This window comes from Mucilaginibacter terrenus, assembly GCF_003432065.1.
Taxonomy (GTDB): Bacteria; Bacteroidota; Bacteroidia; order Sphingobacteriales; family Sphingobacteriaceae; genus Mucilaginibacter; species Mucilaginibacter terrenus.
In genome coordinates, this window is sequence record NZ_QWDE01000005.1 from 80,364 (window position 1) to 96,809 (window position 16,446).

The window sequence follows — 16,446 nt, forward strand, 5'->3', positions numbered from 1 at the left end:
AAATTAGTGATGATGAAAAATCTTAATTGGGGCAGGGTATTCCTTTTATTGTTAATGGCACTAAGCATGCAAACTGCTTTTGCGCAAATTCCGTCTACTCATTGGGCCAAAGATGGCTATCAGTACTACAAAGTGCAAAACGGCGAAGTAGTGATGCTGGACGCGCGTGATGCGTCCAAGAAAACGGTTGTACTGAATCGTGCCATGCTAACACCAGCCGGCCAGGAGCCTGTTGCGGTGCGTAATTTCTACCTTTCTGAAGACGGACAGAAAGCGCTCATCTATACGAAAGCAAAACGTGTTTGGCGCTTTGCAACCCGCGGAGATTATTGGGTTTATGACATGACTGCTAAAAAGCTCACCAAACTTGGTGGGCAGTTGCCTGCATCATCATTAATGTTTGGCAAATTTTCACCTGATGGCGCCAAGGTAGGCTATGTTAGTGGCCACAACATCTACGTAGAAACACTTGCAGATAACAGCATAAAACAACTAACTACTGACGGAACCGAAAAGCTGATAAATGGTACGTTTGACTGGGCGTACGAAGAAGAATTCTTTTGCCGAGATGGTTTCCGCTGGAGCCCGGACAGCAAACAGATAGCTTACTGGCAAATAGACGCCAGCAAGACCAGAAACTATCTGATGCTGAACACTACTGATTCGATTTACCCGTTTGTTAAACCTGTTGAATACCCGGTAGCTGGTGAAGCCCCTTCTCCGTTCAAAATTGGTGTAGTAAGCGCTGCAGGCGGCAGTACTAAATGGATGGATATACCAACCGATCCTGTGCTGCAATCATACGTGCCCCGCATGGAGTGGGCAGCAAACAGTTCGGAACTAATCATCCAACACCTTAACCGCGCGCAGAACCAAACCGAGATAATGCTGTGCAACGTAAGCACAGGCGCTGCAAAAACCATTTACGAGGAAAAAGACGCAGCCTGGCTGGACATTTTGCCTGAATGGGAGGAGCATTATTACTACGGCGGTTGGGATTGGTTTAATAATGGTAAGGAATTTATGTGGGCCAGTGAAAAGGACGGATGGCGCCACTTGTACCGCATCAGCCACGATGGTAAAAAAGAGAAGCTTATCACTAAGGGCAACTATGATGTAATGCAGATCAACGCGGTAGATGAGAAATCGGGCTACGTGTATTTTTCTGCATCACCACAAAATGCTACTCAAAAATATCTTTACCGCACAAAGCTGGATGGTAGCGGAGTTGCAGAGCGCCTTACTCCAATGAGCCAGCCCGGCACACACAGCTACGACGTATCGCCGAATGGTAAAGCGGCAACACATTCCTTCTCCAACTATTACACCCAGGAAGCTAACGAAGTAGTGTCCCTGCCCGAGCACAAAACCTTTAGTGGTGCCGAAGAAGTAGCCAAAGCTGTTGCTGGCTCGGCATCTGCTAAAACACGTTCTAATATTGAATTCTTTAAAGTTAAAGACGAAGAAGGCGTTGAAATGGACGGCTGGATGCAAAAGCCTGATAACTTCGACCCTAAAAAGAAATACCCTGTTGTACTTTACGTTTACGGAGAGCCATGGGGACAAAATGTTAAAGACGCGTTTGGTGCTACTTACAACTTTTTGTACACCGGTAACATGGCGAAAGACGGCTATATATATGTTTCTATAGACAACAGGGGAACCCCGGTACCTAAAGGCCGCGAGTGGCGTAAATCTATATACAAGGGCATAGGCACGCTTAACATCCGCGACCTTGCTTTGGGTATGAAACAAATGCTTAAAGACCGTGCTTATATGGACACTTCCCGCGTAGCCGTTTGGGGATGGAGCGGTGGCGGATCATCAACACTTAACCTGATGTTCCAATATCCGGAGATATTTAAAACGGGCATAGCTGTTGCTGCAGTAGGTAACCAGCTCAATTATGACAACATTTACCAGGAACGCTATACCGGCGTACCTGTTGACGAAGCCGGCCGCGAAGCGTACCGCAAAGGTTCGCCGATAACTTATGCCAAAAACTTGAAAGGCAACCTGCTTTATATACATGGTACCGGCGATGATAACGTACATTACAACAATGCCGAGCAGCTGATAAATGAGCTGGTGAAGTATAACCGCCAGTTTGAATTGATGAGCTATCCTAACCGTACCCACGGCATATCTGAAGGCCCGGGCACTACCCAGCACTTGCGCACATTGTACACCAATTACCTGCGGGAACATTGCGCCCCGGGTGCACGGTAACCATCAGGATGAGCTTACGCGCTCTGCCGTAAGAATTAAGCCCAAATACCTTTCGGTGTTTGGGCTTAGTTTTGAACAGGTGTAACACGCGCGCGTGTTACACCTGTTACAATTTGTTGGCTTTAAAAACATCTAAGAACTTATTGGTGAGCTATTTAACAAAATCCCATGTTACAGTTTTAAAATGGTGATACAGTTTACCCAAAGCAGCTTATAGAATAATCTACTGAAATACAGTAATTTACATATACCCCTCTCTTTTTTACACTGTAACAAGTGTTACACCCCTGTTACAAACTTTACGGCATAAAAAAGCCCAGCAGATAGCAGGGCTTTTAATTAGGTTAATTATTGGTTAGTACGGGAGGTCGTCACTGTCGCCACCCTTAAAATTTTCGTTTTCTACAGCTCTGGCAACGCGGCTTTCGCCGCTTTCAAAGTCAGTTTTACGGCCAAGCATGGTAAAGTTCTCAGCCACTACTTCTGTTGTGTATTTTTTTATTCCCTCTTTATCTTCAAAGGAACGGGTGCGTAATTTTCCTTCTATATAAACAAGTTTTCCTTTTTGTAAAAATTTTGCAGCAACATCAGCAAGACCGCGCCACATTACGATGTTGTGCCACTCTGTCTGCTCTACTTTTCTGCCTTCTTTATTAAATGTTTCAGAAGTAGCCAAAGGAAAACTAGCAACGGCAACGCCGCCCTCCAAATGCCTTACCTCAGGGTCCTTTCCTAAATGACCAACAAGTATTACTTTATTAATTCCAGACATGGCATAAATTAACGGAGAATTATTTAGAAATTAAAAAAATATTTTATAAATATAAAAATCGGTTTTGGCAAGGCTAATTTTTCCAAATCGGCAACATTGGTAAAAAACCATTCCGGCTTCATTTTTATAGGTTTCTCTTCAATTACTATAAACTGTATAAACAGCCCCTGGTGTGTCAAAACATGTTTCACAACAGGCGAATTATACTTAATTTTTAATTTTTCTCCAAAATATTCCTGTACTTCAGCTATATCTAAAACTTCGTATGGCGTTAACTGCCTGTCACTTTCAAACAGGGGTAAATCATACATATTTGCCCAAATACCACTTTCGTCGCGCTTATTAAGTACAAGCTTATCATCTGCTATATTTAACAAATAGTTAAAAAATCTTACCCGCTTCTTGATCTTGTTCACTTTTACAGGAAGTGCGGTTGTCGAGTTTAATTTAAATGCAACACAGCTAAGCCTTACCGGGCAAATACCACATGCCGGATTACGGGGTTTACACAGCATTGCCCCAAACTCCATCATTGCCTGGTTGTGCAATCCGGGTCGCTCCTGGTCAAGTACCTCATCAGCTAATTGCTGGAACAGCTTTTTCCCCTTAGGTAAATTTATGGGTTCATCTATACCATAATAGCGTGCCAGCACCCGGTAAACATTTCCGTCAACCACGGCCTTGGCTTCATTAGCTGCAAAGGACGAGACAGCTGCTGCTGTATACTCGCCTATTCCTTTCAGCCTTAACAGCTGCTCGTACTTCACGGGGAACACACCATTATAATGCTCCTGCACCAGCTGCGCCGTTTTAAGCATATTGCGTCCGCGGGAGTAATACCCCAGGCCTTGCCAAAGTTTTAATATATCGTCTTCGGGTGCAGCCGCAAAATCAGTAACGGTAGAGTAGCGTTCTAAAAAGCGGTTAAAGTAAGGCAAGCCCTGCTCTACGCGCGTTTGCTGCAGTATAATTTCAGACAGCCAAATGGTGTAAGCATCTGTTGTATTTCGCCACGGAAGATCACGTTTATTTTCGGTATACCAGGTGATGAGTTTGGAGGATAGATCCATTCAATACAAAAATACATTATCCATTTTAGTATCATAATTTTAACTCAGAAAACGTGTTTGATGGCGCTTCCAAAAAAAATGCGCCATTTATTTTAATCTTTAATTTTAAAGCGATACTTTTGCAACCCCAAAACAGTTAAGTATTTATACAATTAAATAAAAGAAAACAGGATATGACCAAGGCAGAAATTATAGCTGAAATCTCTTCTAAAACAGGTATCGAGAAGGTGGACGTGCAGGAAACTGTTGAAGCGTTTTTCAAGGTAGTGAAAAGCTCAATGGTAGGTGGCGAGAATGTTTACGTAAGAGGTTTCGGTAGCTTTGTGGTAAAGAAAAGAGCTAAAAAGACCGCGCGTAACATTTCAAAGAACACTGCCATTATTATCCCTGAGCATTTTGTACCCAGCTTTAAGCCAGCTAAAACTTTTGTAGAGAAAGTACGCACAGGCAACAAATCTGCTAAAGCAAGCAAATAATAAGTATGAACAAAAAACAAATAGTCGTAAGTGCGATAGTAGTTGCTACTATGGGCTATTTGTATGTATTGCCTGTTAAGGGCCTTGTAAAGCCAAAAGAAACAAGCAACAGCACTGCCGGCGTTGCACCGGCACAGCAGCAAGCTGCCAATGTTACCGAGGAAGCAGCTGCAGCACTTGCAAAACCAGGACTATCGCAGGAACAACTTCAGCAAATAAATACGCTGGAAGAAAAGCTGAAAGCAGCGGGCGAGGCCGACAAGCCTGCCCTTCAGCGCCAGTTGGCCACCTTGTGGGACCAGGCACAGCAACCTGCACCGGCTGCGTTTTACTACCAGTCGCTTGCCCGTAAGAACAACGAATTTGCCGACTGGATTAACACAGGTAACCGTTTTAACGAAGCAACAAAAGCAACTGAAGACCAGGCGCAGCAAGCAGGCCTTGCCGCTAATGCCGCCGAAGCTTTCCAAATTGCTACCAAACAAAAGCCTGATGATCTTGAAGCTAAAACCGGCTTAGGGGTGGCTCTTGTAAATGGTGGCGGTATGCCTATGCAAGGTATTACTTTACTGCTTGATGTAGTAAAGCAAGACCCAAAAAATCATGCGGCATTGCTTAACCTTGGCATGTTTGCCATGAAGAGCGGGCAGTATGACAAAGCAGTAGGCAGGTTTAAAACCATGCTGCAAACCAAAGAAGAAGTGGAGCCATTGTTTTACCTGGCAGAAAGCTATAAGCAGCTTGGCCAAAAGCAGGACGCTATTGAAGCTTACGAAAGGTGCAAAAAATTAATGGACGACCCGGTTGCCGGGCAGCGCATTGACGAGTATATAAAGGAATTAAAAAAATAACATTAACACTTAAAAATTATTATCATGCCGAGCGGTAAAAAACGTAAAAGACATAAAATGGCTACCCACAAACGTAAAAAGCGTTTAAGAAAAAACAGGCATAAGAAAAAATAAGCTGCTTTAAGTAGTTTATGCCCCCGTTTAGGGGGCTTTTATGTATGTTTTTGTCCACTTATAACATATGGCGCTCCAACGCGCCATTTTAAGAAATGGAGTAGCAATTGATAAAAGAATTAATTATCGATTCATCCCCCAACGGGGCTACTATTGCATTATTACAGGACAAACAACTTGTAGAACTCCATAAAGAGCAGATCACCAATAATTATACTGTTGGAGATATTTATTTAGGCCGCATTAAAAAAATTATGCCGAGCCTGAACGCTGCTTTTGTGGATGTAGGTTATGAGAAGGATGCCTTTTTGCATTACCTTGATTTGGGGCCGCAGGTACAAAGCCTGCTTAAGCTTACCAAACAGGTACGTAGCGGGGGATACCAATCAAAGCTTTTAGATAACTTTAAGCTCGAAGCCGATATAAATAAAGGAGGCAAGATCTCTGATGTTTTAGCGAAAGGCGGGCTTATACCTGTACAAATTGCCAAAGAACCTATCTCTACCAAAGGCCCGCGCCTTAGTTCAGATCTTTCAATAGCAGGCCGTTATGTTGTACTGGTGCCTTTTTCGGAAGTTATCTCTATCTCTAAGAAGATAAAAAGCAATACCGAGCGTACACGCCTCCGTAAAGTGGTTGAAAGCATTAAGCCGCAGCACTTCGGGGTAATTATACGTACGGTATCTGAGGGTAAAGGTGTACAGGAACTGCAAAAGGACCTGCTGGACCTGATAGCCAAATGGGAAACCTTTGTTACCAAGCTACCCGGCACCGAGCCTGCTAAGAAAGTGCTTGGCGAAATTGGCCGCACATCAACCATCCTGAGGGATATTTTAAACCCGGACTTTCAGCATATATACACCAACGAACAGGGGATGTATGATGAGGTGCGCTCGTATATACACGAGATATCGCCCGAGATGGAAAGTATTGTGCGCCTGCACAAGCACAAGGATCCGTTGTTTGAGTTTCATGGTATCGAAAAGCAAATAAAAGGAGCCTTTGGCAAAACGGTTAATCTGGCCGGGGGTGCTTACCTGGTGATTGAGCATACTGAAGCGCTGCACGTTATAGACGTGAACAGCGGCAACCGCACTGCCAACAAGGAGAACCAGGAGGAGAACGCTTTCCAGGTAAATAAGGAAGCTGCGCGCGAAATTGCCCGCCAGTTGCGCCTTAGGGATATGGGCGGCATTGTAGTGGTCGATTTTATTGACATGCACAAGCCAACCAACCGTAAGGATTTGTTTGACCACCTTAGGGCCGAGATGGCGCATGACCGTGCTAAGCACACCATACTGCCTCCTAGTAAATTTGGTTTAGTGCAAATTACCCGGCAGCGCGTACGCCCGGAGATGAACATTGTAACTACGGAAGTTTGCCCTACCTGTAACGGAACCGGAACTATACGGCCAACCATACTGCTGCTGGATGATATTGAGAATAACTTCAATTACATACTGGAGGAGCAGAATGAGAAAAACATTACGCTTTGTGTACACCCGTACATAGAAGCTTACATTAAAAAGGGCTTTTTTAACCGCCAGCTGAAATGGTACTTTAAGTACAACCAGTGGATTAAAATAAAAAGCAACCCTGCCTATCAGATTACCGAGTTCCACTTTTTCTCCAGTAAAGACGAAGAGATAAAACTTTAGCCGATAGTGCGGATTTTTCTATCTGCAGATAAAGGAGAGAGCGGCCGTTTATAAAAACGGCCGCTCTTTTTTATTTAACGCCAACGGATTCACAACTTGTGTTATATTTAAGGCCCATGAACCTCGTTATCGCTCAAATGGTGTCGTTAGTGACAAGTTATAACGACTATATTGCCTCAGGAGAAGTGCCACGCAATTATTTAGAAAGTACCGTTTTTAATGGTTGTGAAACTGTCGGCTTTATTCTTTTACGCAACTATGTAACACGCAGCGGCCTACACGGGGATCTGGTGGGAAACAACCCAATTAGATGGTTTAAGTATCTGGAAAAGGATGGCTGTCTTAAGTTAGCAATAAATTATAATACACAGCGTGAGAAAAAAAACGATAGTGAAAAAATTTCGTCTTATATAATTGGCACTATCTATATAGAAGCCATATACAAAAGCTACTCAAATTTTTGGCATTGCTTATGGTACCCAAAACAAGTACCCACGAGTGAATATAAGTGGAATGTCCGATATTATTTGCCTTTCCGTTTTGAAGATACAGTTAATGCAACACCAAATTTTAGCGAGGCTGCTATAAAACTTAAAGCAGTACTTAGTGAGTGCGTTCAGTTTACGATGGACAATGATTTTTTGGGCTGGTCCCAAGTGTGTAGTGTAGCTTTGCGAGCTTTAAGTTCTACGCAGCCCGAGGATATATTTTCTGCTCAAGACCTGATTAGTATTCGCCACCCGCTCAACATAAGGCGCGTTGTGTACGCTGTAGTTATCCCATTTATGTCACCGGAGGAAAGTCTTTGGAACATTAAATACGAAAGCCCGGAGAGTGAAATAAATCTTTCCAGATTAAGAGACGACTTCTATCAATCGTTAATAAATGCCCTAATGGCTGCGATTAACTCAAAATAATGTTTTCGCCATTGTTGTTGTTGTCACATAATAATTTAACATGCGTATTCATCTGCCAGTGTAAGCATTATTGCTAGTATGTTTTCATTGTCAGCACGAGGAAAAACCTGCCGGTTGATTTGTGGTGATAACACTAACAAAAGCCCAACCCGCCTGTCAGAGTACCGGATTCCACTTTTTCTTAAATAACGATGAAGAGATAAAACTTTTCTATAGTATTGCAACACATGCGGATGAAGGAAAGCGGAGATGTTAATGTAGCATCTCCGCTTTTGTTGTCAGGTAAACTATATATCAATTAAGATTGCTAATTTTATTGGCAAAATAGCTGCATATTTGCACATCTTAATCTGCGCATATAAACAATGGCTAAAACCAAAATAGCATATTTCTGCCAAAGCTGCGGCTATGAATCTCCTAAATGGCTGGGGAAATGCCCAAGCTGCCAGCAATGGAACACATTTGTAGAAGAGATACTTGAGAAATCGGCAGCGGCGGTTCCTACGTGGAAGGCTACGCCTACATCATCTCAACGGGCCAACAAGCCAGTGCCTGTAGCAGACATTGTGTTTAAAGAGGAGCACCGCCTGCTTACTCCAGATAAAGAATTTAACCGGGTGCTAGGCGGCGGCATTGTCGCCGGATCGCTGGTGCTGATGGGTGGGGAACCGGGCATAGGTAAATCTACCCTGATGCTGCAGATAGCGCTAACAATGCCCAATATAAAGGTGTTGTATGTTTCCGGAGAGGAAAGCGATCACCAGATAAAGATGCGGGCGGAGAGGTTGGCCCCCCCTCCCCCTGAAGAGGGAGTTTTTAGAGTTAATGGGACATCTACACCCCCTTCAGGGGGCTGGGGGGCTTTCATCCTTACCGAAACTTCCACGCAAAACATATTTAAACAAATAGAAGAACTGCAGCCGGACCTGGTAGTAATTGATTCTATCCAGACTTTGCATTCCGCGCATGTAGAGTCTACTCCCGGGAGTGTGTCGCAGGTACGGGAATGTACGGCCGAATTGCTTCGATTTGCTAAAGAGACCGCTACACCGGTGTTCCTTATCGGCCACATAACTAAGGACGGTATGATAGCCGGCCCAAAAATACTGGAACACATGGTTGATACTGTTTTGCAGTTTGAGGGCGACAGGCACCATGTTTACCGCATATTGCGCACCATTAAAAATCGTTTCGGCTCCGCATCAGAACTAGGTATATACGAAATGCTTGGCGAGGGCTTACGCGAAGTATCTAACCCATCAGAGATATTGTTATCACAACGGGATGAACCGTTAAGCGGCATTACGATATCAGTAACACTAGAGGGTATGCGCCCGATGCTGATTGAAACGCAAGCGCTGGTGAGTACATCTGCATACGGCACACCACAACGTACAGCAACCGGTTTTGATACTAAACGGATGAGCATGCTACTGGCGGTGTTAGAGAAGCGCTGTGGCTTTAAACTGGGCACGCAGGACGTGTTCCTGAACATTACAGGTGGTATACGGGTGGAAGACCCTGCTATTGACCTTGGCCTTGCAGCTGCCATTGTTTCCTCTTACCAGGACATCCCCATCCCTGCAAAAACCTGCTTTGCGGGCGAGATAGGGCTTTCGGGTGAGATCCGCGCGGTTAACCGCATAGAACAACGTATAGCGGAAGCGCAAAAGCTTGGATTTGAGCAGATCTTTATTTCTAAGTACAATATGCCTTCAGCTGCTAAAGATAAAAAGCGGTTGGACCTGACGCGCTATACTATAGATGTAAAGCCAGTAGGCAGAATAGAGGAAGTGTTTGGGTTGCTGTTTGGGTAAGAAAGCCCCCGCTTTTACGTGATCTTTACCGCAAGCAGCGTAATATCATCAATAGGTTTTCCTTTTATAACGTTGTTGATGTGTTCCATCATCGCGTTGTTAAAGTTGTCGGGGGAGAGTTCGCCGTTTTCTATCACAAACTCCAGCAGTTTTTCCTCGCTCCAGGCCTCATAATTCTGTAGTTCATGATCCATCAGGCCATCTGTGTAGTTAAAGAATAAGCTGTCCGGCTCTATATCAATCTCACCTTCGTTCAGAAAAGGCAGCTCTTCGAACGCGCCGATCATGGTTGTTCCTAGCTTCAACGGAACCGCCTCACCCTGGCAATACAGGATGGTTGGATTGTGCCCGGCGTTAACGTAATTAAGCTTCCGTGTTTTTTGGTTAAACCGGGCCAGGAACATGGTAATAAAACGTTCGCCTTTTGTATTTTGGATAACCAATTTGTTAAGGCGTTCTATTATGGTGGTAAGGTCGTCTTCAATGGCAGCCAGCCCCTGCAAGCTTGCCTGGAAGTTGGCCATCAGCAAAGCCGCGGATATTCCCTTGCCCGACACATCGGCAATGCACCACAAAAACTCGTCTTCATTTAACCTGATAAAATCGAAGTAATCCCCGCCGATGGTTTGGTGCGGCAGGTATTTAGCCCCAACCTCAACTCCATTTTCCTTATACACCCGCATAGGAATAAGCATATTTTGCACCTCTACTGCCAGCTCCATTTCGCGCGTTAAACGTTCGGTCTGGAGGCGTTCGCGGAACAACCTTTTATTTTCCAGCGCTACTACAATAACGTTTATAAGCGTTTGAATGAAGGTCAGGTCATTGTTGAGCATTTCGCCGCTGGTGTTAAAATCACCGATAAGTGCGTATGCCAGTGCCTTGTTTTTGTGGTAAATAGGGATAAAATAGTTGTACGTGCCTAAAATAGGGTCGCTATGGTTGTTTAAAGCCGAGGGTGCCTTTAACTTGCTAAGGTGTTTCCAGGTGTTATTGAGTACGTTGGCACGTTCTATTTGTCCGCCATATTTAGAAATACAGCTGTAAACACCCTCCTTCTCTATCAAAAACCTGAACTTGCCCACCTGCAGGTAGCGCTGCAAAATTACCTCCAGCATCCGTATAAGGTCGGGTGTAGAGGCGTTCTTGTTGATCGCTCTAGTAATTTCGAGCAAAGAGTTTAGCTCCGTTTGCCGTTTAAGCAGCAGCCGGATTAATTCTTCCTCTCCCGAGTTACCCTGTAGATTTTGCATTATTTGTTAGGCAGTCTAAAGTAATGAAATTTAATTCAAACGGAATTATTTAGCTGCTTATGCAGAACAAATTTCGTGCTGCTATCGCACTACACGGCCTTTCCAGGAGTATTTACGCGTGTTCCCCATTAAACCTATGTACACAAAGTAGATAATATGAACAGGAATAAGTATCGCCAGCAAACCGACCAGGCTGCTGCGCTTAAAAAATGAGGTGATCGGTAACAGGTATGCTGCCTCGAACAAATACTTTAGCAGGTACTGCACCAGGAATAACACCAGGAACGAGATATTGTAAAAACCCAACAATGCATTCACCAGCATAGAAAGGTTAAAGAGCCAGATAGCAACCGCGAGCGCAACTATCTTTTTGTCCTTATACCGGGTAGACTTTGATGCCCATCGCCTGCGTTGCTGCACAAATTCCCCCAGGGTGTGCTTGGCATGGGTATAAACCACCGCATCGGTGTTTTTAAGAAAGCCTATGCGATTTGGGTACACTACGGCTATTTTCTGCAGCAGCAGTTCGTCGTCGCCAGAGGCAAGGTCATCTATACCTTTAAAGCCGCCAACTTCATGGAAAACATCTTTACGGTAAGCCAGGTTAGCCCCGTTGCAGTTAGATGCCCGACCGTTGCCGATGAATGCACCGCCTATGCCAATCAGGTAAGCAAACTCCAACGTCTGCAAGCGTTCAAACAGGCTGCGTTCTTCAAAATAAGTTACGGGTGAGGATATTATCACCAGATCATGCGTCTCGTAATAAGCAACTACAGAACTCAGCCATTTGGTACCCATACGGCAATCAGCGTCCGTTGCAACCATCAGGTCGCCGGTAGAGCGGCTTATGGCTTCGGCAATGGCCTTTTTCTTGTATGAATTAAGCGGTTCATCCTCCTGCAGCTGCATCAGCTTAATGCCCTGGCCGGCATAGCTGCGGATGATCTCGGCAGTGCTATCGGTTGAATGGTCATCTACTATGATCACTTCGGTAAGGTGTTTGGGGTAATCCTGCGCCAGGATGTCCTCAATAGTATATCGAATGCGCTCCTCTTCGTTGCGGGCCGCTATCAGGATGGTTACTTTTGTATTAAGCGGCGCGCCATCTGTTTTCGGGCGTTTTAAGTTGCTCCATCCTTTTATAAGATAGGCTACAACCACCAGATAAACAGCGGTGAGCAGAAGGGAAATGATACTAGGTACGATCAAAGAATTTTAATTTAAGAACAAACACAGAACCCAGTATCGCAGGGATAATGAGATTAATAAGCCAAATAGACGAAACAGCTGCAATAATAGCTATTTGCTGGGTGGTAATGTACAGAAACAAATGCGCTGCAGTAAAGCTGCGCACACCTATATCTAAAAGGTCCAATGAGGGCAGGGCCGACTGAATGAAAATAAAAACGATTACAGTCAGCATCATTGGACCAAATGGGATAACGGGCAGCAACAGATGTATAACCAAATAGTACTGGAACGTAAACACCGCGAACCTGGCTATGCTGTATGCCATTACCACTATCAATTCGCGTTTGTTATAGCGGCCCATTATGTAAAAGAAGCGGTGATACTTGCGCAGGAACTTAATGCGATCCAGCAGGGCAACCAGCCAGCTGATATGAAAATAGAACACCAGGAACAAACCCAGAACGATAAGCGATAATATTGTGATCCCTGCAAATAACCAGGGGTCTAGCTTAAGATAGGTATAGATGAATATCAACCCAGCCAGAATGCCCGTTAAGTTGGTGACCACGTTTTGTGCGAAAGCACCAACAGCCATTGCAAACACTCCATGTATACGTTTTCGGCTCGGCAGGAACATTACCCTTCCGCCATATTCGCCTATACGGTTTGGAGTGAACACCGCCCAGGTCAGACCGCAAAAAACCGCTTCTATAGCTTCCCATACAGATATTGCAACCAGCCGCTTTGCCAGGTACTGCCATTTTAAACTTTCCAGCAGCCAGTTCAGGAACATGAGCAGCACTATTGCACTAAGCGTTACCAATACCTGCTGCCTGCTTATTTTTGATATCAACAGCTCGAACTGTTTAAGATCGGTATTTTTGGTTAGGAACTTGTGGTAGATGAACAGCGCCGCCAGGAACAGTATGCCCGCTTTAAGCAGGTACGAGAGAAACTTTTTAGCGTACGCGGTCAATTAAATAGAATTTGTTGCAATGTTACAAAAAGCCGCAGCAAGCCGTGCGCTTGTCTGCCCATAATGTAGAGGTATGGCAGCAATTTGGCTTTGGTAAGACAATGTTGTATATGTTTTGTTTTGTACCGGCATGCCTACCCTAATATCTCCCGGATATCATCTGCAGATAACGATTTAATAAAGCTTTCTTCTGTAGTGATCAGCGAGCGGGCAACGCTTAGCTTACGTTGCTGCAGCGCAAGTATCTTTTCCTCCACCGTGTCTTTTGTGATGAACTTGTATATGAACACGTTTTTGGTTTGGCCAATACGGTGCGTACGGTCTATAGCCTGCTGCTCTACAGCCGGGTTCCACCATGGATCAAGGATAAACACATAGTCGGCTTCGGTTAAGTTGAGGCCTACACCTCCTGCTTTTATCGAGATCAGGAACACCCTTGTCTTTTTATCTTCCTGGAACTGCCTTACCACGTCGCCACGGTTTTGGGTGCTTCCATCCAGGTAAACGTAAGGGATACCCTCCTTCTCTACGTGTTCGCGGTAAATGTTTAGCTGTTTTACAAACTGCGAGAAGATAAGCACCTTATGCCCGCCATCCAGCACGTTGGCAAGCGTGTGCACTACGTTCTCAAATTTGCCCGAATCACCTTCGTATTCGGCGTCTATCATGGCAGGATGATTAGCTATTTGCCTTAGCTTAATCAATCCCTGTAATACCTGTATCTGCGTTTTGGCGTAAGTCCCATCTTCCAGGCTGCGGAGTAACTCGTTCCGGTATTCCGATCGTACTTTCTCATACACCTCAGTTTGCTCTTCGCTCATCTGGCAGTAAAACAGGTTCTCTGTTTTTGGCGGCAGCTCGGTAGCCACCTGTTCTTTGGTGCGGCGCAGTACAAAGGGCTTTATAATGGCCTGCAGCTTGCGTGCTTTCTCCTCATCTTTCTTCTTTTCTATCGGCGCCACAAACTCATTGTGAAAATATTGCTGAGAACCGAGCAAGCCGGGGTTGATAAACGACATTTGCGTCCACAAGTCGTTTACCGAGTTCTCTACCGGTGTACCGCTGAGTATAAGTTTATACCTCGACTTCAATTGCCTTACGGCCTGGTACGATTTGGAAGATGGGTTTTTGATGTTCTGGCTCTCATCGAGTATCACATACTCAAAAAAGAATGCTTTAAACATTTCTATGTCTATCCGGCTGATGCCATAAGTAGTTATCACGGCATCGTAGTTGGCAAATACATCGGCAGATTTGTACCTGAACGCACCGGTATGTACCATAATACGCAGCTGAGGTGCAAACTTTTTCGCCTCGTTAAGCCAGTTGTATATCAGTGATGTGGGCATTATTACCAGCGAAGTGCCTTTGCCACCATTTGCCTCGGTATCTTCTTTATGTTTTTGCAGCAGCGCCAGTGTTTGTATGGTTTTACCTAAGCCCATATCGTCCGCCAAACAGCCGCCGAAATGGAAATCTTTTAAAAAGTGGAACCAGTTGTAGCCTGCCTTTTGGTAAGGGCGCAGGCTGCCGGCAAAATTTTGAGGCATAGGAACATCTTCTGTCTCCTCAAAGTCTGTGAGCTTTTGCAGTTTGCGGTTCATGGCGGTTTCTGCCATTTCTCCACCCAGGTCACTCACCAAACCAAGGTGGTGGCGCCGAAGCTTTATGTCTTCGCCTGACTCTGAAAAATGCAGCAGGTTACCAAATTGCGAGAACCAGTGCTCGGGTATTACCGCTATCTCGCCCGAAGGCAAAACAAACTCTTTCTTACGACTTAAAATATGATTCTTTAGCTGGATGAACGGTATAGCGTACGGACCAAAGTAAACTACCGCATTAATGTCGAACCAATCGTTGTTCTCTTTTACCTGGAGGTCTATTTTGGTGGCACCGAATACGTAGCGCTTTTGGCCGTCCGGCTGCTCTATTTCAAATCCTTTTTCAACCAGTTCATCATGATGCTGGTTGAGCCATTCGAATATGGGGAACGAGCGGTCCCCCTCTTCGTCACTTGCTGCAACCTCAAGGTTCTGGAACAGCGACGATGTGGTTTTAAGGCCCATACCCTCCAGCTGATACAGCTTCCCTTTTTCCCAGCTTACCGAGCGACGGATGCGGTGAAAAAGGTAGTCGTCGCCGTTCTTTTCCATTCGGACAGATACATTCCTGCCGTCACCGTAAGGGAACACATAGCCGGCATATTTAAAATACAATTGCAGCTGCGATGTGCCGCCTTCTACATAAATAGGTTTTACAACCGCTACCGCATCGTACTTTTCGGTATTAATGGTAAATCCCTCCGCATATACATTGTGCTTCTCTATTAGTGGCGCAACAAACTTTTCGAAGTAAGAATGTTCTGAAGATTTTGGAATAGAGATGTACCGTTTGTTAAGGAAAGGCTGCAGCTTTTTACCCTCAATATCTTTATCGAAATAGTAAAGGGTATCATCAAGCAGCATCCATGCAGGGTGGTTGCAAATAATCTCCGCATCCTTAAACATGAACTCTATCCGCAGGTTCTGGTACTTAATGGTGGGGAAATAACGTATCTCCTCCTCGTTCCTCCTGAAGTGGAACAATACAGTTGCCGCCTCATCGGCAATGTGCACCTGCCGGCCTGCCGGGTACCCCTCTTTGCTCATGAGGTATAATTGCTTTTTGCTACTGCCTAAAAGGCCCAGCGCTTCCACAATCTTCTTTTCTATTTTAGGGCGGATGGTCTCAAAAAGCTGTTCGTTAAAAACCTTCGCAAAAAATTCAAACGGGCGAATAGGTTTTTTATAGAAGCGTTTAATAATGTTACCCTGCTCAATATCCTCCAGTATCTTGATCAGCTTACGGTCGGTATCATCTATACAGTGGGTAAACTCCTCGGCAGTGTTACTAAAAAGGCGCTGATGTGTAAATGAAAATTCGCCGTTAGGGTTCAGCTGAACAATGTGCGGTTCGATAACATAGGACAGGAAATCATGCCGGGCAATGGCATAAATTATCTGGCAGGGTTTGGTACTATCGACGCGTAACATTAATCACAGGTAAAAAATTAATGCAAGCTACGATCAGAAAAAATTCAAACGTAAACAGAAATTATAGGAAACCAAATTCTTTAGCAGGAT

12 protein-coding genes are annotated in these 16,446 nt (G+C 44.7%); 6 read left to right on the plus strand and 6 right to left on the minus strand.

The features are described 5' to 3' along the window. Positions 1–9 precede the first annotated feature (9 nt). Complete coding sequence (locus DYU05_RS19070) at positions 10–2,229, plus strand: S9 family peptidase (RefSeq protein ID WP_317127859.1); 2,220 nt, start codon at positions 10–12, stop codon at positions 2,227–2,229. Between the two features lie 355 nt (positions 2,230–2,584). Here the strand turns inward: DYU05_RS19070 and DYU05_RS19075 are convergent, their stop codons facing one another. Beyond that, positions 2,585–3,001 (minus strand): single-stranded DNA-binding protein, encoded by a 417-nt coding sequence (locus DYU05_RS19075; RefSeq protein WP_117384755.1) that lies wholly within the window; start codon positions 2,999–3,001, stop codon positions 2,585–2,587. Positions 3,002–3,024: 23 nt separating this feature from the next. Then, a complete protein-coding gene (gene mutY / locus DYU05_RS19080; protein WP_117384756.1) occupies positions 3,025–4,071 on the minus strand; it encodes an A/G-specific adenine glycosylase in 1,047 nt (348 codons plus the stop codon). A 173-nt stretch (positions 4,072–4,244) separates the two neighbouring features. On the opposite strand from mutY, the gene DYU05_RS19085 reads away from it, so the two are divergent. From DYU05_RS19085 to radA, 5 genes are all read left to right on the plus strand, one after another. Further along, positions 4,245–4,547 (plus strand): HU family DNA-binding protein, encoded by a 303-nt coding sequence (locus DYU05_RS19085; protein WP_117384757.1) that lies wholly within the window; start codon positions 4,245–4,247, stop codon positions 4,545–4,547. A 5-nt stretch (positions 4,548–4,552) separates the two neighbouring features. Continuing rightward, positions 4,553–5,398, plus strand: a complete 846-nt coding sequence (locus DYU05_RS19090; protein WP_117384758.1) for a tetratricopeptide repeat protein — start codon at positions 4,553–4,555, stop codon at positions 5,396–5,398. A gap of 221 nt (positions 5,399–5,619) precedes the next feature. Next, the gene (locus DYU05_RS19095) at positions 5,620–7,170 is read left to right on the plus strand and encodes an Rne/Rng family ribonuclease (RefSeq protein ID WP_117384759.1); all 1,551 of its coding nucleotides are present in this window, start codon (positions 5,620–5,622) and stop codon (positions 7,168–7,170) included. Between the two features lie 116 nt (positions 7,171–7,286). Further along, positions 7,287–8,087 (plus strand): hypothetical protein, encoded by an 801-nt coding sequence (locus DYU05_RS19100; protein ID WP_117384760.1) that lies wholly within the window; start codon positions 7,287–7,289, stop codon positions 8,085–8,087. A 365-nt stretch (positions 8,088–8,452) separates the two neighbouring features. Then, positions 8,453–9,904 (plus strand): DNA repair protein RadA, encoded by a 1,452-nt coding sequence (radA, locus tag DYU05_RS19105; protein ID WP_117384761.1) that lies wholly within the window; start codon positions 8,453–8,455, stop codon positions 9,902–9,904. A gap of 14 nt (positions 9,905–9,918) precedes the next feature. On the opposite strand, the gene DYU05_RS19110 is transcribed toward radA, so the two are convergent. The 4 genes from DYU05_RS19110 to DYU05_RS19125 form a co-directional block, all read right to left on the minus strand. Next, entirely contained in the window at positions 9,919–11,157 is a 1,239-nt protein-coding gene (locus DYU05_RS19110; RefSeq protein WP_117384762.1) for a PP2C family protein-serine/threonine phosphatase, read from the minus strand. A gap of 81 nt (positions 11,158–11,238) precedes the next feature. Beyond that, complete coding sequence (locus DYU05_RS19115) at positions 11,239–12,366, minus strand: glycosyltransferase family 2 protein (RefSeq protein WP_235854064.1); 1,128 nt, start codon at positions 12,364–12,366, stop codon at positions 11,239–11,241. Further along, positions 12,353–13,324 (minus strand): lysylphosphatidylglycerol synthase domain-containing protein, encoded by a 972-nt coding sequence (locus DYU05_RS19120; RefSeq protein ID WP_117384763.1) that lies wholly within the window; start codon positions 13,322–13,324, stop codon positions 12,353–12,355. The genes DYU05_RS19115 and DYU05_RS19120 overlap by 14 nt, the downstream gene beginning before the upstream one ends. A gap of 134 nt (positions 13,325–13,458) precedes the next feature. Beyond that, positions 13,459–16,356, minus strand: coding sequence for a DEAD/DEAH box helicase (locus DYU05_RS19125; protein ID WP_117384764.1), 2,898 nt, complete (start codon positions 16,354–16,356; stop codon positions 13,459–13,461). Between the last annotated feature and the right edge of the window lie 90 nt (positions 16,357–16,446).